The following is a 21,121-nucleotide window of genomic DNA, read 5'->3' as shown; positions in this document are numbered from 1 at the left end:
ACGAAGGCGGCGGTGTCGCGGTGCGTACCAGGACGGACGTGTAACGGTCGTCGTCTGGCAGGAGCCCGTTTCACTCCGTGAGGGTGACTTGCCACGCTGTGGCTAGTCGTGCTACCTCGGGGTGTCGATCTACGGGCGCCGCGCGGGTGGCGTGGGTGGCAAGCCGAGCCTGGGACGGGGTGCCTCGCCAGCCGTGTGGGGAGTCGAGCAGGTGCCAGATGGTGCGGCCGAGGGTGTACACGGTGGTCCGTTGGTCGATGACGGCACCGCGGACGAATTCTTCTGGGGCCATGTAGCGGCGGGATCCGGGCAGGCGGTCGGCGTCGAGGACGAAGGGGCCGGGCCGGTACTCGTCTAGGTCGATCAGCCGCATCTGTCGAGTGTCGAAGTCGTAGAGGAAGCAGCCGTCGTACAGGTCGACCGCGACGTGGCCAGCCGCTGCGACGGCCTCGTGCGCGTCGAGGATCGTGGTGATCGCTGCCTCGACGTCGGGGAGGGGCAGCTGTTGGAACCGGGTAAGCGCGGCTCGGTCCGAGCCGTGCGTGGTGGCGTGGTTGAGTACTGACCCGTCGTGCCAGGGGTAGACCAGCACTGGCCCGTCTGGGCTGTTGAGGATCTGCTCGGGGCGGACGATCGCTGGGTGCTGAACCGCGGCATGGAATCGTTTGGCCCGGATCAGTGAGAGGCGGGCCGGCACGGTGGTGGCCTTCTTGACAAACCAGCGGCGCCCGGCATTCTCGACGCCGTAGGACAGGCATCCCGAGTCTTGGTCGTTGAAGACCGTGAACGCGGACGCGAGCGGCAGGTCGGACATGTTGGCGAACCTACGCCCCCACGTGGCCGTCGGGTCCTTCGCTTGTGCCGGTCCGCCGGCAGATGCCCGTCTGCTCCGGGGACCAGGCGGGTTCGCGGTGGTTGCCGGCGGCTTCCACGAGTGCTGCCGGTACACGTGCAGCGAGTTGTTCCGCCTGGTTCAGGGTGAGCATCCCGCTCTGGCGGAACGCGTCGTAGTCGCACAGCAGATCCGTGAGCTGCTTGCCCGGCCAGTGACGGAGAGCTTCCGCCACCTCGGGGAGCCGCAGGGGTGCCTTCGGCTGCCGCTGAACGACTAGAAGCCGAGCTGCGCATGAGAGCACGGACAGAACGTGGCGGGCGGCGTCCTCGCGCCGGGTACTGCTGTCGTATCTGGCGCTGAGGCCACTCACGGCGATGTCGTGAAGCACGCCGATGTCCTCGGCAAGATTGGTTGCTGCTGGAGTTGTGGTGTGCGTCGGGCCCGCGCCTGCGATCACGGCGGTGTCGAGGCCGACGCGGTCCAGCGCCACCCGCATCGTCATGTCGTGCAGAGCGCCGAGGCTGCGGACGTCGTCAGCGTGTTCGCCGGTGAGATGTAGCGAGGCTCGTATGCCGTGAAGCTTGGAGGCTTCGGCGACGATCTCGTTGATCTTGGCTGCTGTCCGTGAGGACGCGGGGAGATTCCAGGCGACAAAGCCGACGTCGCTCCAGCCGTCGATGAAGTCGCCGCGGGCGGCCGAGCCGCACAGCCCTATGCCCGCTTCAGGGTGCCCGGCGATGGCGGCCTGAACGTCCGTTGCGACTTCGGTTATGAGTTGGCTGAGGCTTCGGCTGAATGGGAGTGGCCCTGCCGAACGCCAGGCGATGATGGCGAGGGCGCGGTCCAGGATCGGCTGGAACTCAACGTGGGTGGCCGCTCGTCGGGCGGCGGGGGCGTCAAGCCAACGAGCTTGGACGAAGCCCTCGTCTCGGGCTGGCGTTGTAGCGGTGGTCGCGGTGGTGAAGAGGAACCAGTCAACGGTCTTCGCCGCAGGCGAGCCGTCGCTGTCGGTGAAGACGTACTTCTCCTGTCCGAGGTACGCGCCGTACTGAGTACCGGTCAGACCGGTCTCCTCGGCCACCTCCCGCACGGCTGCCTGCAGGGGTGCCTCGCTCGGATCGAGGCGACCCTTCGGGGCTACGGTCTGTCGTTCGCCGTTCCCCCGGACCTGATCGAGAAGCAGGATCGAAGGAGCGCCCAGATCGTTGGTCGTGACGACCGCGCCGGCGGAGGAGTATCGACGAATCACGGCTGGCTTCCTCCGGAGGGCTGCCTGGATGGATTCAAGCGCGTCGCGGGAACGAGCTGAACGGTCCTGCGGGGCAGGCACGTTCGTTGGTACCTGGCATTCCACTACGCCCTGGGGTGGGCATCCCAACTCGCGGGCTTCTACTCAGGCGGGACGATGGTCGAGGCCATAGTTGTTCCACCACGACGGTCGGTGCCTTCGAAGGGTTCCTGCGACTCGGGTCAGTAGCAGCCAGTTACCGTTCAGTGTCAGTGCCGCGTCCTCCGGCCTGCTGGCGAGCAGCCGGTCGACGGCCGCGACCATGTCGGGGACCGCCCTGCCGGACGTGTCGTCCTTGAGTATGTGGAAGACGATGTTGACGTACGGGTCGGGTTCCCATTCCCATTGGGAGCCGTCGTCGTCCTCGGCGTCGTAGTAACCGTTTCTGCCGGCATAGACGCTGACGGTGTAGCCGGACTCGTCACCGAGGTCGGCGCCGAGTAGTCGGGGGTATCCGGGCAGAGTTGACTCCTCGACGTTCCCAGGAGCCGCGATTTCGGCCACTTGTTCCAGCGGGATGTCGCCCGCCAGCGTCAGTCGGTACTCGATACCCACGTGCTGCCTGCCTTCTCAGTCTCGTCGGACGATTTGAATGATCTCACCGCTGCGGGTCAGCGCTGTGAGTTCTTTGAGGTGGTGGATGGGCCAGTCGTCGAACTGCTTCTGCAGGGTGCCGAGGTCGCCACGCCAGTCCTGCAGGTTGAGCATGATCCGTTGGGTCTGCTGGCTGGCCACCTTCCCCGACACTTCCGTCCAGACGCCGCGCGTGGCTTTCGCGGGGGTCGGCGAGTAGCAGTCGAAGACATGGCCTTCGATCAGGTAGTCCGGGTCCTTGTCCGGCTTCCCGCCGTCGCCCGTGTTCCTCCGCGCCTCGGCGATCTCCTGTCTGGTCGGGTTCTGGTGCAAGCGGTAACCCTTGCCGGCGACGGTGTCGGCACACGCGTTTTCCAACTCCAACGCACGCTGCACCCTCTGATCCGCCCGTGGCGGAATTTTGGTTCGGGGCCCGGTGGGTGATCCGCCGAGGACGCCGGTCGGGTGCCGGCTCCACGGCGTGGGGTTGCGGTCACCGGAGGCATCGCCGCCGGAGGCGGGAGGCGGCGGGTTCGGATTGGTGGTGGCAAGAGGGGGCGGGCTGGCCGGTCTGGGACTGCCAGCCCCGATCAGTTTCCCGAGGACCCGATCTGCCGTGCTTCAGTGATCGCGGCTTCGATGAGTTGCCGAGTGGTGCTGGTGCGCTGGACTACCAGTACCAGGACCTGCTTGATGCTTTCCAGCGCCTGTAGCAGGGGTCCGGGCTGCCCGCCCTGAAGGATCATGGTGACGAGCCGCTGTGCCTCACCAACCTGAGCGATCGTCGCTGCCGTCGCGTCTCGGGTGCTGTCTACCGCGGCGTGGACGGGTGTCAGCCCGGCGATCGTCTCCTGCGGAGTCGCCCCGTGTGGAACGGCCGCGGTTGCCTTCGTCGCCTCACCGATCGAACCGCCGAGGCTACCCAGGCCGCCTTGAATATCGGTGATCGCACTGCGCACTCGCGTTACGCCCACCGCCACCACCGCGAAGCCAGCGCCCGCAGCTCGCAGGGCCACCTCCTGTGCCTGACTGTCTGCCGCGGCTGCCAACCCCTGCGCGCGCTCGACGCCTGCCGCCAGGGCTCGGAGTTCAGCGGTGACCTTCTCGATGTGCGACACGTAGCCGACTCCCCAATCGAAGACCGTGATGATGTCCGGCAGCCGAAACTACCGGGGTATCCGGGAGGCCCGCCAGACATCGGCAGTCGACCTGGGTCCCGGGCATGACGTAGATCGGCGGTGGAACCTCGACATAGCTGGTGGTGGAAGTTGATCTCGTTTCAAAGTTCTCGCGCAACAAGCGGTCGACCCTCGCTCCGTAGCCTCGGGCTACCCCTGGGTCCTGGCGCCGATGATGACCTCGGTGCGGACGAGTTCATCGAACAAGCCGGTGGGGCTGTACTTGATGAGGGCGTCTCGAAGGTCGGCTTCGAATCCCGCCTTGTCTGGTCCTAGTTGCGCTTGGCTGCTGTATGAGTAGGAGAACTGCAGCCCAATGACCTCGTCGAGGGTCCGCGTAATGGTGCGATCCCAGGTGTGGATCTCGAGATGGCGGAACGTTGACTGGGCGAGGACATCTTGGTGGCGTTCTGTGGGGTGCTGGTAAGTACCGCTGCTGGCACGCCGGCTGGGACCGAGGTAGCGGGTTCGTACCTCGGCGATGACGTCGGTCCAGGGGGCCGGTTCGATGTCGCCCGGTGCGCCACCGGAGGCGAGGACGACGGCACCGGCGGGCTCGATGATCTTTTCGATGTCGCGCAGGGTCTGGTGCCGGTCGGTCCAGTGAAACGACGCCCCCATGACGGTGAGCAGGACTGGGCCGATGTTCATCGCGGGTAGGGTCGTGGAGTCGCCGAGCCGCCAGGTGATGTTGCCTGTGCGCTGTGCTTCGGCGAGTGCGCGGCCCTCTTGCAGCATGCCGGGTTCCGGGTCGACGGCAATGACTTCACCGACAAGCGCCGCGAGCGGCAGCGCGATCGTGCCCGTGCCGGTCCCCAGGTCCACGACGCGCTGAGTGCCGTCGAGGCTGAAGCGCAGGCGAAGATGCTCGTACATGGCGGGGTCGTAGCCGGGCCGATATTTGGCGTAGTACGGGGCAGTGGAAATGAACAGTTGGTTGGGCTGCTTGGGCATAGGCACGTTCTCCTTGTCGGTCCGCATGCTGGGCTTTAGAGGCTGGTCGTGGGCGTTGAGCGGAGAGGCCCGAAGGGCTCGATTTCGGCCTGTCAGACTGATGGCTGTCCGTCCATGCTCACCATGAGCGCGAGGATGCCGTCATGGAATTCCGACCGATCGAGCGCAACTCCGAGTCATTTCAGCAGTCGGTGACCGCCGACGAGATCGAGGCGGTCTGCCGGCGGGTTTTCGGTGCCGACGCACACGTCGTGTCGGCCATCGAGCTGGGCTCGGGGATGTACAACAACACCTATCGGGTCGTCGTAGCGGGGCGGGGGCGGCCGGTAGTGCTGCGGGTCGCCCCGGAGCCGGACAAGCAGTTCCGTAGCGAGCGACAGCTGATGCGAAACGAGTTCGCCAGTGTGCCTTGGCTGACCGTGCTCGCGCCGCTGATGCCGCAGGTCATCGCCGCGGACTGGTCTCACGAGGTGATCCCCCGAGACTATCTGGTGCAAACGTTCCTTGATGGCGTTCCCGCGCCGGATCGTCTCGGCGCCTACCCCCGATCGTCCTGGCCTGGCTTTTTCCGACAGTTGGGCACGATCGCTTCCCGAGTTCATGGGGTGCGGGGACCATCCTTCGGTCCCGTCGCAGGTCCGGCGTTTGCGACGTGGAGCCAGGCAGTGGTGGCCTCGTTGTACGACATTGCCGCCGATCTCGACGGCGTCGGCTTGGACGCTGCCGACGTGCGTGAGGTTGCTGCGGTGGCAGGCCAGCACTGCGCCGTCCTCGACGAGATCACCGAGCCGCGAATGCTTGCGGGCGACCTGTGGACCGTCAACGTGATGCTCGACCCCGTCGCCGACGAGCCGACCATTACCGGAGTGCTCGACCTGGACCGCACATGGTGGGGTGACCCGGCTGCGGACTGGACGATCCGCATGGCCGCGGCGAAGCCAGGCACCGAACGTGACGCGTTCTGGGACAGCTACGGGCACCCGGATCGCTCCGCGTCTGCGGTGTTGCGCTCGTTGATCTACGAGGCGCGGCACATCGGCGCCATCCGCTTGGAGCGTCATCGACTCGGCAAGGCCGACGGTGTCCAAGGCACCTTCGAAGCCATGGCCGCCGTGTTGGCCGAGCTCACCTGAGAGCGCCGCCCCGAGGAGGCCAACCGGCGGTTGCGGTGACAAGTACCCGGTGCAGCAGGTGGGCGGTCGGGAGGCGGCTTCGGGCCTCCGCCTGGAGACCCGCCAGCGCGCGATCCCCGTCCGGGTCGCCCAAATCCAGCGCTGTTCGGTAGCTCCGCAGGTAGACCTCGGTCCAGTCAGGCCGTTCGGTGCACTCCACATCGACGAAGCCGGCATGGGTAAGAACTCGGGGCCAGTTGCTGAACCGGTGCCGCTCGGGTAATCGACTGTCACCCGGATGCCGTGGATGCCAGCCGGTGAGGATAAGGCGTCCTCCGGGACGGAGGATGCGCCGCGTTTCGACAGCGGCCGCGGTCCGATCGGAGGCGTACTGTAGCGCATCAACGGAGATCGCCGAGGTTACGGCGTGGTCGGCAAGTCCCGTGGCACTCAGGTCGGCCACCACGAAGTGGGCGTTCGCCTTCATACCAGAGGTTGCGGCACGTTGCCTTGCCAAGGTTGTCGCGACCGGGGAGAAGTCGATGCCGATCAGGATGGCACCTGTGGTGCGGGCCAGCCACAGGCCAGGGCCACCGCGCCCACATCCTAGATCGGCAAGAATCGCGCCCTCGTCGATTGCGAGCTGCTGTCGGATGTGGAAGAGGAGGTTGGCCGAGAGGAAAGAGAACGGTTCGATCTCCGACGGCATCGCCGGGTCGACCATCCGTACCACTCTGGCGAAGCCCTTGCCGTTATGGGCCTCGCTCCGGAACAGTTCGTCGAACTCATCCGCTAGGGGCGGTGCGGAGTGCCCCCGCTCGGGTGCCGGTTTGCTGGGCATGGTCATCGCGCCTTTCGGCCGGCCAAGTTACGGGAGCGCTGGTGATGTGGTGACTCGCCGTCAGCGTCCTCCGGGTCGATCGTGATGGTGATTCCGGCGAGCAGTTGCTCCGCGCGGGTATCGACGCTCTCTCGGTCTGCGCCCGTGACGAGGAAGTAGCCGAGACGTCCGCGATTTGCCTGAGCCGGTCCTACGACATCGCCAACCGCGACGCGCAGCCGTACGTCCGGAATCCCGGCGCCGGCTTCGGGGAGGCCGGTGACCGAACGGAGACGCCCGGCTGTCGGACTGGTCAGGAACCGTACGGTGGCATGGCGGCGACGGGTGGCGGTGAGCTTGACGGGGCGGCCGAGCGCGACGTCCAGCAGCGCCGACCACGGATCCACGCCGAGGGCATGGTGGATGAGGAAACCGATCTGGCCGGCCCCGACGCGGGCACCGATCTCGATCACAGAGCACCTGCCGTCCGAGCCGAGGATCATCTCGGTGTGTGAGGCGCCGTTGCGGATACCGACGGCGTCGATGGCGCGCTCCACCTGCTGATGGACGGCCTGCATTACCGCAGGTGGAAGGGTTGCAGGCAGGCTGTGGCCCACCTCCACTCGGTGCGCTCCGGCAGTGACGTTCTTACGGGTGACGCAGAGGTGCGCCGTCGTTCCGTCCTGCGTCAGCGACTCGACGCTGTACTCGGCGCCCTCGACGTGTTCCTGGACGAGGACTCGCGGGTCGAGCGACATGCCGTACATGCCGCTCAGGGTGCGGGCGGCCCGCCAGGCACCGGTGGCGGCGGCCGCCTCGCAGACGACCGTGACGCCGACGGCACCAGCGGCCTCGCTGGGCTTAATGACACAGGGGAAGCCGACCTGACCCATGTTGCATCGGCTGCGGAGCTGTTCCTCGTCGTTGACGACGAGGGTGTGCGGGGCGCTCACGCCGTGGCGGGCGAAGGCCTTACTCATCGCGATCTTGTTGCGGGCGGCGTCGGCTCGGGCCGGATCGTTGCCGGGCAGGCCGAGTGCGGCACTCGCCTGAGCGAGCAGCGGGGTCAGGTATTCGTTGGTCGTCAGTACCGCGTTCGCGCCAATCCGGCTTGCGTAGTCAACGACGTCGCACAGGGCCTGCTCGGCGTGGGAGAAGTCGGTCTGCAGAATGCCGGACCAGCGTCGGCGCAGATCGGGACCGTAGGCGGCGTGCTGGTCAGGCATGATGGCGGCGTGAATCCCGTAGCCGCGGGTTGCCGCAGCATCGATAAGAGCACCGGACTCGGGCCCGCCCGGCTCTAGCAGCAGGATGCGCGGGGTGCTGCTCACAGGTAGTCCTCAAGCCGGCCGTTGCGGTGGGTGTCGAGGGTGAAGCAGTGGAACCCGCCGCCAAACAGCCGTCGGTGTCGGTGCCGTACTGGAATGGCGATGAAGCCGTTGGCATCGAGGGTCTTGAGCAGACCTGGGCAGTCTTCGTTGACCAGAACGGTGTCCGGGTCGACGGACAGGACGTTGAGATCGATGTAGGGGCTGGTGAGGACCAGGTCGGCGTCGTCGTAGGCGGGGAATGCGCCGCGGTCGGGTTGCGGCGGGACGATGAACTTCCATGACCTCAGCGGCGCGGGCAGTTGGTCACGGATCCCGTCGTGGCGGGCGAGGAACACACCGGGTTTCAGCGCCAGGAGCATGCTGTCGATGTGGTTGTCGGCCAAGCGGTAGACCCGGTGAATTCGGTAGCGGCCGTCGAGGTGCCGCTCGAGCCAGTCGACTGCCATCCGGTGGTTGTCCTGCGCGATGTTGACGACCAGGTCACGGCCGAGGCGCAGGACTTGGGCGCCGTCCAGCATCATCTCGAGCCCGACGTCGTACGGGCTTGGTCGGGCGTCGGCGATCGGTTCGGTTGGGCCGCCCAGGGTCGTAGCGCTGTCCCGGGCGTAGGAGAGGTCGAAGGATTGATCGGTGAGAGTAGGCCGGGGCATCGTCGTCCACCTGGCTCCAGCCTCGTAGTAGCGGCGGAAGACAGGGGCCAGCAGACGGGTCTCCAGGTGACGAGAGCGGATGGCGGGTGGCGTCTCGATGATCTCGTCACCGAGGATGAGAGTGTTGTCGCGGATGTTCAGAGCCGGCGTGGGTGCGGCCTGCCAACCCAGACCCGCGATGGGTTCGCTGTCCGGTGGCAGAGGCAGCGGCCGGTGCACCGTGACGCCGAGACCGACGAGGGTAGTGGCCAGGTCCTCGACGTCCTCGTGGAGTTCCTCGGTGTAGCGCTGGCTGATCGCCCACCTTCGCCCCGTGCCGGCGCTGCCAGCCACGGTCAGGCGGGGATAGGCCCAGTCCGATCGGAAACCCCCCAGAATGTCGTGGTGGAAGAGCTCAAAGGTGACGTCGCGGTCGTGACTGAGGTAGTTGGCTGCGGATCCCACGATGATCTCGCGCAGCGGTGTGAAGTCGTCGTGGCTGTTCAGCTTCATGATGAACCTCCTTTGTGTGCGTGGATCGGGCGCTGTTCGGGAAGGCACCGTGCCCGTCATCGGAGGTTGGCTGGGAAGGGCAGGCGGTGCTGCTCTCGCGACCGACCACGACGCGCATAGAGCACCGTCTCGCCGGGGGTGAGTTGCAGGCTGCGCTGTTCGCTCCAACCGACGAAGCGGTACTCGTCCGGGCCGACCGGTGTCAGGGCGAAGACGCGACCGGCGGCGGTGAGCGTCAGCCGTCCGTCGGGCTCGCCGACCCGTGCGAGCTGTGGTGGACCGTCCAGCGGCTGGTCGTTTTCGAAGTCAGTGAAGCCACGGGGAACATGCACTGTGTGCGGCAGAGTGACCGGGCAAGGTGCCGGCGGCGGCGTCGGCCGGTTGAACAGGATGTCTGTATCGGCGAAGGCGACCTGCCAGGCCGTGGGAAACAGGGCGGCCAGCTTGGCGGTGAACAGGGCGTCGATTACTGCATGTATCCGGGTGACTGGGCCGGTGTTGCGCACCAGGTGCTGCCGAGAGAAGTCCCCGTACCAGAACTGCCCGGGCTGCCAGCAGTGCTCAACGCCATCGAGGACGAGCACCGCATCCTCGTGGGTCACCAGCGGGATGTGCAGCCGTACGAGGCCCCGGGAAAGGGCGTACTTCGGATCTCGGTGTGGCCGCGAAGTGGCGCCAGGGCCAAGTGCCATCAACCGTACGGCGTTGAGTGGGGCCGGGACCGCAGCGAGGATCTCGCGTAGATACGGCAGCTGCCGTAGCCACACGGTGGGGGCAAAGTCGACCGGACCGGGGCCGCCGGGATCGGTGCGTTCTGCGTCGCCACCGGGGCTTCGGAGCGGCAGGACCCGCCAATCGATCGTGGCGGCCGCGCCGATGTCGCCGCCGACCGCGTGGATGCGTTGGTGCTGCCACCGGTGGCCGGTGACATCGGCCAGTTCGCAGGCGAGCCGGTCGGCGTCGAAGGACGGAGTGAGCCTCGCAGCCTCGGCAAGCGCGGGGCGCTCGGATGGGAGCATTGATGACCTCCTCGAATTCGAATGTCAGGCGAGGTACCGGCGGGACGCGTCGACGCTGTCACTGCCGCGGTTAGCCTCAGGTGTGTCCGCGAAAGCGGGAATCGAGCCCGTCCCAGATCGCCTGGTGCTCGGCTTCCTCGCCGTAGGCGACGCAGAAGAGGAAGTGGGCGCTCTCGGCCCCGACCGGGATGATCGGCATCGAGACGATGACACCGGTGCGGGTGACAGGGTCATAGCCGTACCCGAGTTCGTCGACTGCCTTCAAGAAGGTGTCGGCGTCGGAAACGGCCCAGGTCGGAGCGGTGTGGTACTCCACCACCGACCGCCGTGGGGCTGCCGCGGTGTCGACGATGCGATGAGCGATGACCTGATAGATGTGCAGTGAGCCGGACACCTGTGCGTTGACCTCGGTGAACAGCACTCGCCCATCGGCGGTGACGATCGCGTCCGCGCTCAGGTGGCCGCGGTAGCCCAACGCGCGGTAGGTGTCGGCCAGCCGTCCCCCGCCCCGCAAGAGCTGTGAACGGACGCCGTCGTCCACGCCGCGCAGCGGCACGATCTGGTGGCTCAGGCGCCGCCCGACGTACAGCAGCTCCCCGGACTCGGTGGGCCGTGTCCCCGGATCGTCGGCGTGGTGCTCGGAGTAGATGGACCTGGCCTCCGGGACGAACTCCTCGACGACGACGGGGAAGCGCTCGTCCGCGGAGGCCCAGTCCCAGCGTTGACGCCAGTAAGCCTCGACCGCTTCCCTGCGGCCGTCGGCAAGGTGGTAGAGGTGGCGGGCGCCGACGTGGTCGGAGGCGAGCAGTGGATCACGAAGTAGTAGCTGGTTGCCGACACCAGCGCCGTTGTGCGCTTGTTTCACCACGACGGCGCCCGCCCCACCCAACAGGGATACGGTCGCGTCGACCGCTTCGCCGTCGCTACGACAGACCGCTCCCGCAGGAGTCGGCACTCCGGCGCCGGCAGCGAGAGCCCGGAAGGTCGCTTTGTTGTTGACTAGTTCCCCGCCTCCCTGGGCGAAGAAGTCGCTGCCAGCGAAGCGGTCGCGGATGCCCAAGGCCGAGGCGAAGCGGGCCACGGACGCCGACGGCCACAGCGCGAAGACCTCGTCTACACGCTCCGGGCCGTCGTCGCCGAGCGCGCGGCGGATGGTCTGGAGGAAGTCGTCTCTGATCAGGCTCTCGGGGTCGAGTAGCAGTCCGGCGTGGCTACCCGCTGGCGGGATCAGGATGCGCAGTGCCTGCGGGTCCACACCAGTGAAGGAGGTCGCGTAGTGCAGAAACTGCGGATCGGGATCGTCGCTGAGCACGATCAGGTCGCCGTCGCGGGCGAACCATAGGACGCGCTGCGTCCATGCGCGCAGGTCCTTGCGGTCTCGGATGGCGGGGTCGATGTGGTTGCCGATGAGAATCCTCATGCTCGCTCCCAGGTAGCGCGGCGCTGTAGGTGGTCGCTCCGTCCGGCGAGTGGGCCGTTGTCGGCGAGTGCGGGCCGTCAGGGGTGGATCGTCAGAGGTGGGAGGTGGCCGGCAGCGACTCGAAGACGCGCATGGTCGCGGTGCGACGACGAAGCGGTTCTCCAGCGAGCCGGAGCCGCATCGGGTGCTGCAGCAGTCCGTTGACCAGTACGCGCAGAGCCATCTGGGCGGGCACCGTGCCGATGCACGCGTGGGCGCCCCATCCGTAGCCGAGATGTCGTCCCTGCCTGCGGTCGAGCAGGAGACGTTCCGGCTCCGGAAACTGCGCCGGGTCGTGGTTGGCGGCGGCGAAGAGGAGCAGGACTTTTGCGCCCGCGCGTACGGTGACATCGCCGATCTTGGTGGTCGAGGTCGTGATTCGGCTCGTGCCCTGCACCGGCCCGTCGTAGCGGACTAGCTCGTCCACACCGGTACGTAGGACGGCCGGATCGCGCATCTGATCCAGTACTTGCGGATACCGCATCAAGGTGTGCACGGCGTTGCCGACAGCGGCGACCATCGTGCTGTATCCGCCCTGGAACATCACCCGGGCGGTGTTGCGCACATATTGACTGAGATCAGCGTTGGACAATGGACTAGCATGCCCCCGGACGTGGGACAGAACGCCGGGCCGACCAGAGGCGGCAAACCAGGTCTCGACCATCGCACTCAACTGCTGGCGGGCGATCCTGCCTGGTTCGGCAGTCGTTGGATCCAGGTCGGCGTCCATGCTCCGCATGATCGCGTCCGACGTCTGGGCGAAGGAGTGCACGTCGGGTTGGTCGACGCCGAGAAGGTCCGAGATGACTGCTACCGCCAACGGTGCAGCGAATTCGGTCATCACGTCGAACTCCACGCGACCGTTGATCTCGTCGAGACAAGCGGCCATGACCCGTCCGGCTCGCCGCTCGACAGCGACCAGGTCCTGGGCATGCAGCGCGTTCATGAACAGGCTGCGTACCTGCGACTGCTCCGGCGGATCCAAGGACTGCACGCTCAGGCTTGGCTGCGGCACGGTGCCCCCGGTGCGGCGTGGGTCGCGGGCGAAGAGTGCATGGTCGCGCAGCACGGTCACGCAGTCGCCGTACCGGGTCAGCGCCCATGAGCGCATGCCCTCGTGCCAGAAGACCGGAGTGGACCGTCGCAGAGTGGCGAGAACCGGATACGGATCGGTCAGCGTCGACGGATCCAACGGGTCGTAGGTGGTCAGGGACACGGGCAACCCTCCTGACAGTCCGGATCGGTTGGAGATCGGGCCGGGGCTGGCGCAGGCCGGCCCCGGCCTCGCCTATCCGGATCAGTGGTCGTAGGACATGGTCGACCTCCTCTCGCAAACCTTCTGGTTGGCCGGCACAATCGACTCACCGCAGTGCACCTGGGCCGAGGCCTCGCTCGGAGGAAGGTGCACGGGGCGTGCGGTCGCGCCGCGGAATTCGTGAGGCAGATCAGTGCGTAGGTCTTGATCGTGTGGCTTCGAGCGCCGAGGCGGATCTGTCAGTCGTAGAGTCGGCCCAGGAGCGCACCCTGGCCGGATTGCAGGATGTGCCCCGCCGTCAACGGCACCCAGAAGCATTCGAACTGGGTGGGCTGATGGGTGCCGTCGTGGTCTTCCTGGCTCGACCACCGCGGTGGCGTGGGCTCGGTGAGCTCCAAGTGGAAGATGTGCCGCTGCTGGACCTCAAACCGGAGAGGGCTGATGTCGTACTCGGACTCACCCAGCTTGCGGACAACCTTGAAGTCCGTGAGCCCGGTCTCCTCGCGGGCTTCGCGCAGCGCCGCATCCTCCGGAATCTCACCAGGGCGAATGCTGCCACCCGGTACCTGGATGCCCACCTCTTCGTAGCTGTAGTCGGTATGACGTAAAACGAGCAGCCGCCTGTCCCGCACGATGTAGCAGAGCGCCTTGTGTGTGACGACTTTTTCGGGCATGACGACCCTCCACTCGACGTCGGGGGCTCGATACCAGGCCGCGCCCCTACAGCGCTGAAGCGAGGCATCATCTGCCCGCTCGAACGACGATGGAGCTGTCGTCAGCGCCCCAGGTCAACCATTAGACATCCACTGGCGCCATGATCGATGCGGACCGGATGCGGACAACAGCACTTGTCCGCATGGGGCGGCTTCGACCGAGGCGACGATGGCAGACGACGCCCGGTCAGTCGATGCGGAAATGCGGTGCCCGAACCGCCAGCATCAATTCCTGCTCATGCCTTGGGCCCCGGCAGGAGGCCGTAATGATTGGCGAAAGAGCGGACAAGGTCCTCGAGCGCCGCCTTGCCCTTGGCTTCAGTGCCGTGGGACGGCAAGCCGATGACGCCGCTGGTGGTGTATCCACCCATGCCCCGCGTGAGGAGGTGACGTCGGTCGTCCGCTACGTGGTCTGCATGCTGGAAGCCGTCACGCACCACCTCCGGCGCAACGTGCAGGAGCAGCGAAACCTCGAGTTCGCCAGCGTGCATGTCCTGGTGGGCGGTGCTGTGCAGGCCGGCGGCCAGTCGAGCGTCGTCCCAGTCGGCCCGAGCGGGGAACAGAGTCATCCGAGGTCCGGCGACGTTGGCTTCCTGAACGACGTTGGCAAGCGCGTAGTTCCCGCCGTGTCCGTTGATCACGGCGAGCTGATCGATGCCCGATTCATGCAGGGAGGCGGCGATGTCAACGACCACGGCGGTGAGGGTGGTGGCGCTGATACTGACTGTTCCACGCCACGAGGCGTGCTCGTGTGAGCAGGAGATCGTCACGGGCGGAAGTAGGAAGAGGTCGTAGCGCTCAGCGACTGCCTTCGCAATCGCGCATGCCACGATGGTGTCCGTCAGCAGCGGCAGGTGGGCGCCGTGCTGTTCGAAGCTCCCGACTGGGAGGACCGCGACGGACGCTGCTCGCTCGGACTCGTCGGTGCTCGTTGCTGTGGTGATCAGGTCCACGGGCTAATGGTTACACGCTTCGAGAGTCGCCTGCCGATATGCGAGCACGAAGGCCGCCGCCTCGGGAACGGCTGGCTGCTGTCGAAGGGCCACCGCCGTGGGGTTCAACCAGCGCAGAGCCCGGGCGGAGGAGGTACCGGAGGCCAGCGTCAGGGCTTTGCTGGCCTCGGTCGCAGCGCGTTCGACGTCGCCGCTGTTGACGTAGGCGGTAGACAGGACCGATCGCCACAGGGCCTCGTCGACGCGCCACTGAGCTGGCCAGTGCTGAAGGAGTTGCTCGTAGAGATCAGCTGCCGCCGCCGGCTGGCCGAGCAGCAGACGGCACTGCGCCTCGTGGGCAGCCACGTACACCGGGTTGCAGTGGGCACCAACATCGACCGGCAGCTCTGAGTCCCCGTCGGCGCTGCCGGCGACCCTGTGCGCCTTGTCGATGCTGGCTACACAGGCGCTCTGGTCACCTCCCATCGCGTAAGCCTGGGCTTGACGGACCAGCAGAAGAGCGCGAATGCGGCCTGGTAGCCGGACCTCGTCCAGCGCCTGCCGCGCCAGGACAGCAGCCCTACGCGGGTCGAATCGTTCGAGGGCGCGTTGGCTCTGCCTCATCAGGACGTAGCTTGCCAGTGCCGGCGCGTTGGCCTCGACGGCGTGTTGCTGGGCGCGTCGCAGCCATGCGTCCGCCTCGGCGGCATCGCTCTGCTCGTCGATCCAGCTGAGGAACTCGGCCCACAGTGCCTGGGCGATGAGTACGTCTCGACGGTCGGTCGCGCTGCTCCGCCGCCCGATGGTGGCAGCGGCGCTGATCTGCGCATGGGCGGTGGACGCCATCCCCGCATAACCGATGCGATTTCCGGCAGTGGCAAGGCGGACGAGTTGCTCGTGCCAGGGTGGGAGCAGGTCAAAATCCTCGGGATGATCCATGACGCCCCCGAGCAGGCCATCCCCACCGTCGGCCGAGCGCTGGTCGAGGCCAGTCAGTCGACGCTCGCGTTCGAGGTCTGGCAGGAAGCGGAGCAGCTCACCACCCGCCTGCAGTGCGGCCTCACACGACTCGACGAGGCGGGCGGACGGCCAACGTTCAGCCTTCTCCACCTTGCCGACGAGGTCCCCACTGACGTGCACCAGCCTGCCTAGAGCGCGCTGAGACAGCCCGCGGCACTCGCGCCACTCTCGCAGCACGGCACCGAACCCATGCAGCACTGATCGATGCGGGGTCAGCCGTCGTGGAACCTGAGCCACCGGTACTCCTGGATGCCGTTTCCCGTCGCCGCCGCAGTCAGACGGGCCTGACCATACGTGATCGAACGTTACGCGGACAGTTGCATGCGGACAACGCCCTATGTCCGCATCACCGCTATCGACTCGTCTGGCCCGGTGCGCAATTCTCGTTGTTGAGATACCCGTCCGGGCGCCAGGCGAACTGTTGGCGGCGATTCGGGTCGACGGGCAGATGCCCTTCCTGACGGGCCAGCTGCGAAGTCGTGAGATCAGCCAGGCGTCGACTATTTGAGGAGTCTAATGAGTCTCCAGAATGAGCTGTCACGATATGGATATCGACAGGAGCTGAGCCGCCAACTGCGGTTCCGGGATCTCCTTGCCTACGGCTTGGTGTACATGGTGCCGATCGCGCCGATGGCGATCTTCGGCAGCGTCTACGCCGGCTCGGGCGGGATGGTGGCCTTGGCGTACGCGATCGGCGTGGTGGCGTTGGTGTTCACCGCGTTCTCCTACGCGCAGATGGTCAAGGCGTTCCCGATGTCGGGCAGCGTCTACAACTACGCCGGCCGAGGCATCAGCCCGCCGGTCGGTTTCCTCGCCGGCTGGGTGATCCTGCTCGACTACGTCCTCGTGCCGGGTCTGCTGTACCTGGTGGCGTCGGTAGCGATGCACGCCACCGTCCCGGCGGTGCCGGTTTGGTTGTGGCTGCTCGGGTTCGTCGCGGTCAACACGGTCGTCAACTCGGTGGGGATCCGGATGACCGCAGTGGTTACCCGGGTGATGCTGGTCGGCGAGTTGATCGTCTTGGCGGTCTTCTTGGCCGTCGCGGGCTGGGCTCTCGCGACCGGGAAGGGCCGGTTCAGTTGGGAGGCGTTCTACAACTCCGACACGTTCACCTGGTCTCTGGTGGCGGGGGCGGTGTCGCTCGCGGTCTTGTCCTTTCTTGGCTTCGACGGGATCAGCATGCTGGCCGAGGAGACCAAGGGTGGTTCCCGTCAAATCGGCCGCGCGATGGCGGCCGTCTTGGTCCTGGCCGGGGTGCTGTTCATCGCGCAGACGTGGCTGGCCGCGATGCTCGTCCCCGACCCCGGCAGTCTTCTTGGGGAGGGCGATCCAAACGGCACTGCCTTCTACGACGCCGCCGCAGCGGCTGGTGGGGGTTGGTTGGCGACGGTGTGCGCGGTGGCCACGGCGATTGCGTGGGGATTGCCGAACTCGATGGTCGCGCAAGTCGCGACCTCTCGGCTGCTGTACGCGATGGCCCGGGACCGGCAGCTGCCGGCGTTCCTGGCGAAGGTGTCGATCCGGCGCAACGTGCCGATCAACGCGACGCTGCTCACCGGCGCGGTGTCCCTGGCATTGGGTCTGTACATGGCCACCCGCTCGGATGGGATCACGCTGCTGTCGTCGCTGATCAACTTCGGGGCGATGGTCGCGTTCCTGGTCCTGCACGTCTCCGTGGTGGTGCATCACCTCGTCCGGGAGCGCAGCGGGAACTGGTGGGCGCACCTGGTCATGCCCGCCATTGGCTTCGCGATTTTGGTGTGGGTGGTGGTCAACGCCAACATCGCCGCGCAGCGTCTTGGCCTGGCGTGGCTCGCCCTCGGGATGGTCGTTCTGGCTGGCCTGTACCTGTCCGGCCGCCGCCCTGCCCTCTCGGGGTTGGCGCCCGCGCAGCCGCAGGCGCGTCATGTGGAGCGGGTGTGACCGGCATGGACAGGTTCACCTACCGGCCGGCTCGGGACGAGCTGGCGTACACCTTCGGCGGTCGGATGCCGGTGGCGCACGTGCGCGGCGGTGACGTGTTCACCGTCGTGACGGAGGACTGCTTTGGTGGTCTCGTTCGGGGGCCGGCGGACCTGCCGTCGCAGGTGTGTCGCATGCCGTACCTCAATCCGGCGTCGGGGCCGTTCTTCGTCGAGGACGCTGAGCCCGGCGACACCCTCGCCGTCCACCTCGCCGCCATCACCCCGACCCGGGACTGGGGTGTGTCCTCGACGTTTCCACACTTCGGGGCGCTGACATCCACCGCCCACACCGCCACCCTGCAGCCTCCGCTGGAGGAGCGGGTGTGGGTGTACGGCATCGACCGGCAGGCCGGGACCGTCCGGTTCGAGGCCACCCGCAGCGACCACAGCGTTGACCTGCCGCTGGACCCGATGATCGGCACGATCGGTGTCGCCCCCGGCGGTTTCGAAGCCCGCTCCACACTCGTGCCCGACACACACGGCGGGAACCTCGACACCCCGCACCTGCGCGCCGGCACCACCCTCTACCTGGGGGTGAACGTCCACGGGGCGATGCTGGCCCTCGGCGACGGGCACGCCCGCCAGGGCGAGGGTGAGGCTTGCGGCGTCGGCGTGGAGATCGCCATGAGCACCACCCTCGCCATCGACGTCATCAAGGGCGTGAGCACACAGTGGCCGCGGTTGGAGACCGACCGGGACATCCTGGCGATCGGTTGCGCGAGGCCCCTGGAGGACGCCTACCGCATCGCCCAGCACGATCTCGTCGGCTGGGCCAGTGCCCTGACCGGCCTGGAAACCCTGGACGCCTACCAGCTCGTGTCGCAGGCGGGGCGGGCGCCGATCGGCAATGTGTGCGACGCCAACTACACCGTCCTCGCCGCCATCGACAAAACCCTGCTCCCCGCCCCCGGCCCCGCGTATGGCGGGGCGCACGAGCGGCTGCGGCGGCTCACCGCTGGGCTGCGGTAGGAGCCTTCGAATGACTGCGTCGATCCCGCGCCTGCCGCTGCGCGACGAGCTGTTCCTCCTCGGCCACGACGACGACACCGGACACCCCCACGTGCACCGGCAAACCCTCGCCCTCGGCCTCGCGGGCGCGGTCCTGATCGACCTGTACCTGGCCGGGCGGGTGACCCTCGACCCGAACGACGACACCCGCCCGGCCAGCCACCAACGGATACACCCGCACGTCGACCGGCCAGTCGGGGACCTGATCGCCGACGCCGCGACCGCCACCATCCGCCACACCCACCCGCCCCTGCGGGGGTGGCTGCGCGGGTTCTCCGACGACCTCTACGACCGCACCCGCGCCGGACTCGTCGCCGGCGGAATCCTGCGCCACCACACCCGACGGCGCCTCGGCGGCCTCATACGCGCCGACACCTACCTCGCCACCGACAGCAAATGGGCCGTCATCGCCCGTTCCCGCCTGCGCTACCTCGCGGCTGGCCGCGAACAACCCGACAACCACACCGCCGCTCTCGCCGGCCTCGTCGCCGATCTCGGCCTAACCAGCCACCTCTACCTCGACGACGACATCACCACCCTGACGGCTCGCTTGAAGGCCATCGCGGGGCAGCACTACGAGCCGGTACGCGACATCACCGCCGCCGTGGACGCCGCCGTGGGTGACCTCGCTACGGCCGCCTACCGCTAGCCCCAATTCACCCCCTCGAGAAAGCTGACCGTGAACAACCTGCCCCACGTGCGACCCGCGACCGAGACGCCCCACCCGCTGGGTCGGCGAGCCGCGAAGGTCACTGCCGCCGCCTGCGCGCTCGGCCTCCTCGCCACCGCCACAGCTATCCCGAACTGGACGGGCGCCGCCGGGCCAGCCCAATCCACACCCTCGCCCTCCACCACTGCCGCGTCCCGGTCAGCTGTGTCGCCGTGTCTGTCACCTGCCGCCCTGACCGCGGCACAGCTCGAGGCACGCGCACAGCAGAAACTCGACCCATCACCGACGCATCTGCCGGAGTCGACCCCTGCGCGGCAGGCACTGGAAGCGGTGACGGTTGGGCCGTCCGGCTGCGATGCGATTCCGGGCCGGTTCGCCTACGTCCACCTGCAGCAATGGGCCACGGACACCACGATCGCCGGCAACAGCACCACCACGCGGATCGTGCTGTTCGAGGAGCAGCGCTGGCGTGCCGACGATGCCTCCGGACGCGTCATCCGCAGCCGCTACCCCGGCGGCAACCAGCCCACCGACGACAGCACCTACAAGCCCGGCGAGCTGGACGGACCCATCGGCCCGATCGCTGTCGACCCGGCGGCGCTCAACGCGCACATCGACGCCGTCCAGCCCCGATTCCTCGGACCCACCGCCGTCATTCGCGGCCTCGTCAGCCTGCTCGGCTGGCGTACTCCCAACCAAGCAGCCCGCAGGGCGGTCTTCACCGTCCTGCGCGACACCCCCGGCATCGCGTACCACGGCTCGGTGACCGACCGGGCGGGCCGAACCGGCGTCGGCGTCAGCGCCACCTCCGACGACATCCGCTTCCTGCTGATCCTCAACCCCACCACCGGCGAACTACTCGCCTACGAAAGAACCGCGCTCACACCGCCACCTGGCAGCGACCGGACCGGCCCCCTGGTCGACGACTACCACCTGTTCCTCGTCCACACCCGTGCCAGCAGCAGCGGCAACTCCTGACCTGCGCGACCGACAAGATCGAGGGGATTTCTCGCCATGGACGCTGTAACGCGTGTCCGCGCCGCCCGGTGGGCGGACAAAGACCACGTCGCTGCGCTGATCGCCGACGCACTGCATCCAAGCCCTCTCGCCACATGGCTGATCCCCGACCCAGGCCCACGCCGCCGGATCCTTACCGACGTCCTCGGCATCTGGGTCGAACACGCCATGTTCTACGGCGACATCCACCTCACCGACGACGCCGCCACTGTCGGCTTCCACCGTTACCGCAGCATCCCGCCACCAGCGCACTATCAGATGCGGCTGGCCGACGCGGCCGGCCCGCACACCAGCCGTTTCGACATTCTCGATCGGCTGCTCGCAGCGGAGCGACCCACCGAGCCCCACTACGAGCTGGCGTTTCTCGCGGTAAGGCCCAACAGCACAGGTGCCGGCTACGGCACCGCCATGCTCGCCCACCACCGCAGCCGCCTCGACCACGTAGGCCTGCCGTCCTGGACCAGCACCACCTCGACCAGTGACCTCTACAGCCGGCACGGCTACACACCCCGTCCCCCGATCATCCTGCCGGACGGTCCAACCCTGCACCCGATGCGCCGCAACCCCGAGGCAGACGGCGATCGGCGGGAGGGTATCGCCGCTCACTCGTCACGGCGGGCGTAGATCAGCATCGTTCGTCTGGACCGGGGGCGGACATCAACCCGGCGCCAGGTGGTCGGGTAGCCTGAAGCGCAGCGGGCCGTTAGCTCAATGGCAGAGCTGAGGACTTTTAATCCTTAGGTTCTGGGTTCGAGTCCCAGGCGGCCCACCAGGTTTGGCATTGCGCGAACGGGATCCGATTCGCTGCCGTCGCCGGTGGAGGTAGCGGGT

21 protein-coding genes and 1 tRNA gene are annotated in these 21,121 nt (G+C 67.3%); 7 read left to right on the top strand and 15 right to left on the bottom strand.

What is annotated here, in order from left to right:
* Window positions 1-70: 70 nt before the first annotated feature.
* From AB0J36_RS09860 to AB0J36_RS09835, 6 genes are all read right to left on the bottom strand, one after another.
* Window positions 71-814 (bottom strand): serine/threonine-protein kinase, encoded by a 744-nt coding sequence (locus tag AB0J36_RS09860; protein WP_357392541.1) that lies wholly within the window; start codon window positions 812-814, stop codon window positions 71-73.
* Window positions 815-824: 10 nt separating this feature from the next.
* Complete coding sequence (locus AB0J36_RS09855; protein ID WP_357392540.1) at window positions 825-2,084, bottom strand: NUDIX domain-containing protein; 1,260 nt, start codon at window positions 2,082-2,084, stop codon at window positions 825-827.
* A 144-nt stretch (window positions 2,085-2,228) separates the two neighbouring features.
* On the bottom strand, window positions 2,229-2,678 hold the full coding sequence (locus AB0J36_RS09850) for a SitI3 family protein (RefSeq protein WP_357392539.1): 450 nt from the start codon (window positions 2,676-2,678) through the stop codon (window positions 2,229-2,231).
* 15 nt (window positions 2,679-2,693) lie between these two features.
* A complete protein-coding gene (locus AB0J36_RS09845) occupies window positions 2,694-3,092 on the bottom strand; it encodes a hypothetical protein (RefSeq protein WP_357392538.1) in 399 nt (132 codons plus the stop codon).
* 194 nt (window positions 3,093-3,286) lie between these two features.
* Complete coding sequence (locus AB0J36_RS09840; RefSeq protein ID WP_357392537.1) at window positions 3,287-3,814, bottom strand: DUF6244 family protein; 528 nt, start codon at window positions 3,812-3,814, stop codon at window positions 3,287-3,289.
* 210 nt (window positions 3,815-4,024) lie between these two features.
* Complete coding sequence (locus AB0J36_RS09835) at window positions 4,025-4,828, bottom strand: class I SAM-dependent methyltransferase (protein WP_357392536.1); 804 nt, start codon at window positions 4,826-4,828, stop codon at window positions 4,025-4,027.
* Between the two features lie 143 nt (window positions 4,829-4,971).
* On the opposite strand from AB0J36_RS09835, the gene AB0J36_RS09830 reads away from it, so the two are divergent.
* Window positions 4,972-5,961 (top strand): aminoglycoside phosphotransferase family protein, encoded by a 990-nt coding sequence (locus AB0J36_RS09830; RefSeq protein ID WP_357392535.1) that lies wholly within the window; start codon window positions 4,972-4,974, stop codon window positions 5,959-5,961.
* On the opposite strand, the gene AB0J36_RS09825 is transcribed toward AB0J36_RS09830, so the two are convergent.
* The 9 genes from AB0J36_RS09825 to AB0J36_RS09785 form a co-directional block, all read right to left on the bottom strand.
* Complete coding sequence (locus AB0J36_RS09825) at window positions 5,954-6,781, bottom strand: methyltransferase domain-containing protein (RefSeq protein ID WP_363660396.1); 828 nt, start codon at window positions 6,779-6,781, stop codon at window positions 5,954-5,956. The genes AB0J36_RS09830 and AB0J36_RS09825 overlap by 8 nt on opposite strands.
* A gap of 2 nt (window positions 6,782-6,783) precedes the next feature.
* On the bottom strand, window positions 6,784-8,091 hold the full coding sequence (locus tag AB0J36_RS09820) for an ATP-grasp domain-containing protein (protein WP_357392533.1): 1,308 nt from the start codon (window positions 8,089-8,091) through the stop codon (window positions 6,784-6,786).
* Window positions 8,088-9,233: a glycine amidinotransferase gene (locus AB0J36_RS09815; RefSeq protein WP_363660395.1), complete on the bottom strand. Its 1,146-nt coding sequence runs from the start codon at window positions 9,231-9,233 to the stop codon at window positions 8,088-8,090. The genes AB0J36_RS09820 and AB0J36_RS09815 overlap by 4 nt, the downstream gene beginning before the upstream one ends.
* A 56-nt stretch (window positions 9,234-9,289) precedes the next feature.
* On the bottom strand, window positions 9,290-10,252 hold the full coding sequence (locus AB0J36_RS09810; RefSeq protein ID WP_357392531.1) for an aspartyl/asparaginyl beta-hydroxylase domain-containing protein: 963 nt from the start codon (window positions 10,250-10,252) through the stop codon (window positions 9,290-9,292).
* A 76-nt stretch (window positions 10,253-10,328) separates the two neighbouring features.
* Window positions 10,329-11,672 (bottom strand): hypothetical protein, encoded by a 1,344-nt coding sequence (locus AB0J36_RS09805; protein ID WP_357392530.1) that lies wholly within the window; start codon window positions 11,670-11,672, stop codon window positions 10,329-10,331.
* A gap of 91 nt (window positions 11,673-11,763) precedes the next feature.
* Window positions 11,764-12,927 carry a cytochrome P450 gene (locus tag AB0J36_RS09800; RefSeq protein ID WP_357392529.1) on the bottom strand — a complete coding sequence of 388 codons (1,164 nt, stop codon included), beginning with the start codon at window positions 12,925-12,927 and terminating at the stop codon, window positions 11,764-11,766.
* A gap of 278 nt (window positions 12,928-13,205) precedes the next feature.
* Window positions 13,206-13,640 (bottom strand): NUDIX domain-containing protein, encoded by a 435-nt coding sequence (locus tag AB0J36_RS09795; RefSeq protein WP_357392528.1) that lies wholly within the window; start codon window positions 13,638-13,640, stop codon window positions 13,206-13,208.
* Window positions 13,641-13,915: 275 nt separating this feature from the next.
* A complete protein-coding gene (locus AB0J36_RS09790) occupies window positions 13,916-14,632 on the bottom strand; it encodes a creatininase family protein (RefSeq protein WP_357392527.1) in 717 nt (238 codons plus the stop codon).
* 3 nt (window positions 14,633-14,635) lie between these two features.
* Window positions 14,636-15,868 carry a helix-turn-helix transcriptional regulator gene (locus tag AB0J36_RS09785; protein WP_357392526.1) on the bottom strand — a complete coding sequence of 411 codons (1,233 nt, stop codon included), beginning with the start codon at window positions 15,866-15,868 and terminating at the stop codon, window positions 14,636-14,638.
* A 279-nt stretch (window positions 15,869-16,147) separates the two neighbouring features.
* Between AB0J36_RS09785 and AB0J36_RS09780 the strand changes: the two genes are divergently transcribed.
* From AB0J36_RS09780 to AB0J36_RS09755, 6 genes are all read left to right on the top strand, one after another.
* Complete coding sequence (locus AB0J36_RS09780) at window positions 16,148-17,554, top strand: APC family permease (RefSeq protein WP_357392525.1); 1,407 nt, start codon at window positions 16,148-16,150, stop codon at window positions 17,552-17,554.
* Window positions 17,551-18,564, top strand: coding sequence for an acetamidase/formamidase family protein (locus AB0J36_RS09775; RefSeq protein ID WP_357392524.1), 1,014 nt, complete (start codon window positions 17,551-17,553; stop codon window positions 18,562-18,564). The genes AB0J36_RS09780 and AB0J36_RS09775 overlap by 4 nt, the downstream gene beginning before the upstream one ends.
* Before the next feature lie 10 nt (window positions 18,565-18,574).
* Complete coding sequence (locus tag AB0J36_RS09770; protein ID WP_357392523.1) at window positions 18,575-19,252, top strand: GPP34 family phosphoprotein; 678 nt, start codon at window positions 18,575-18,577, stop codon at window positions 19,250-19,252.
* A 351-nt stretch (window positions 19,253-19,603) separates the two neighbouring features.
* On the top strand, window positions 19,604-20,251 hold the full coding sequence (locus AB0J36_RS09765; protein ID WP_357392522.1) for a hypothetical protein: 648 nt from the start codon (window positions 19,604-19,606) through the stop codon (window positions 20,249-20,251).
* Window positions 20,252-20,287: 36 nt separating this feature from the next.
* Window positions 20,288-20,914, top strand: coding sequence for an N-acetyltransferase (locus tag AB0J36_RS09760; protein WP_357392521.1), 627 nt, complete (start codon window positions 20,288-20,290; stop codon window positions 20,912-20,914).
* A gap of 73 nt (window positions 20,915-20,987) precedes the next feature.
* Window positions 20,988-21,062, top strand: a tRNA-Lys gene (locus AB0J36_RS09755).
* Window positions 21,063-21,121: the final 59 nt, after the last annotated feature.

Origin of the sequence: Micromonospora sp. NPDC049662 (assembly GCF_040675055.1) — a bacterium.
Lineage (GTDB): Bacteria > Actinomycetota > Actinomycetes > Mycobacteriales > Micromonosporaceae > Micromonospora.
Note: the sequence above shows the minus strand (reverse complement) of the source record. Positions and strands in the feature narration are given on the sequence as shown.

Excerpts from the sequence above, each read along its gene's own strand:
- AB0J36_RS09860 (WP_357392541.1), bottom strand. The coding sequence starts at position 814 with ATGTCCGACCTGCCGCTCGCGTCCGCGTTCACGGTCTTCAACGACCAA.
- AB0J36_RS09835 (WP_357392536.1), bottom strand. The coding sequence starts at position 4,828 with ATGCCCAAGCAGCCCAACCAACTGTTCATTTCCACTGCCCCGTACTAC.
- AB0J36_RS09830 (WP_357392535.1), top strand. The coding sequence starts at position 4,972 with ATGGAATTCCGACCGATCGAGCGCAACTCCGAGTCATTTCAGCAGTCG.
- AB0J36_RS09825 (WP_363660396.1), bottom strand. The coding sequence starts at position 6,781 with ATGCCCAGCAAACCGGCACCCGAGCGGGGGCACTCCGCACCGCCCCTA.
- AB0J36_RS09815 (WP_363660395.1), bottom strand. The coding sequence starts at position 9,233 with ATGAAGCTGAACAGCCACGACGACTTCACACCGCTGCGCGAGATCATC.
- AB0J36_RS09810 (WP_357392531.1), bottom strand. The coding sequence starts at position 10,252 with ATGCTCCCATCCGAGCGCCCCGCGCTTGCCGAGGCTGCGAGGCTCACT.
- AB0J36_RS09805 (WP_357392530.1), bottom strand. The coding sequence starts at position 11,672 with ATGAGGATTCTCATCGGCAACCACATCGACCCCGCCATCCGAGACCGC.
- AB0J36_RS09795 (WP_357392528.1), bottom strand. The coding sequence starts at position 13,640 with ATGCCCGAAAAAGTCGTCACACACAAGGCGCTCTGCTACATCGTGCGG.
- AB0J36_RS09780 (WP_357392525.1), top strand. The coding sequence starts at position 16,148 with ATGAGTCTCCAGAATGAGCTGTCACGATATGGATATCGACAGGAGCTG.
- AB0J36_RS09770 (WP_357392523.1), top strand. The coding sequence starts at position 18,575 with ATGACTGCGTCGATCCCGCGCCTGCCGCTGCGCGACGAGCTGTTCCTC.
- AB0J36_RS09760 (WP_357392521.1), top strand. The coding sequence starts at position 20,288 with ATGGACGCTGTAACGCGTGTCCGCGCCGCCCGGTGGGCGGACAAAGAC.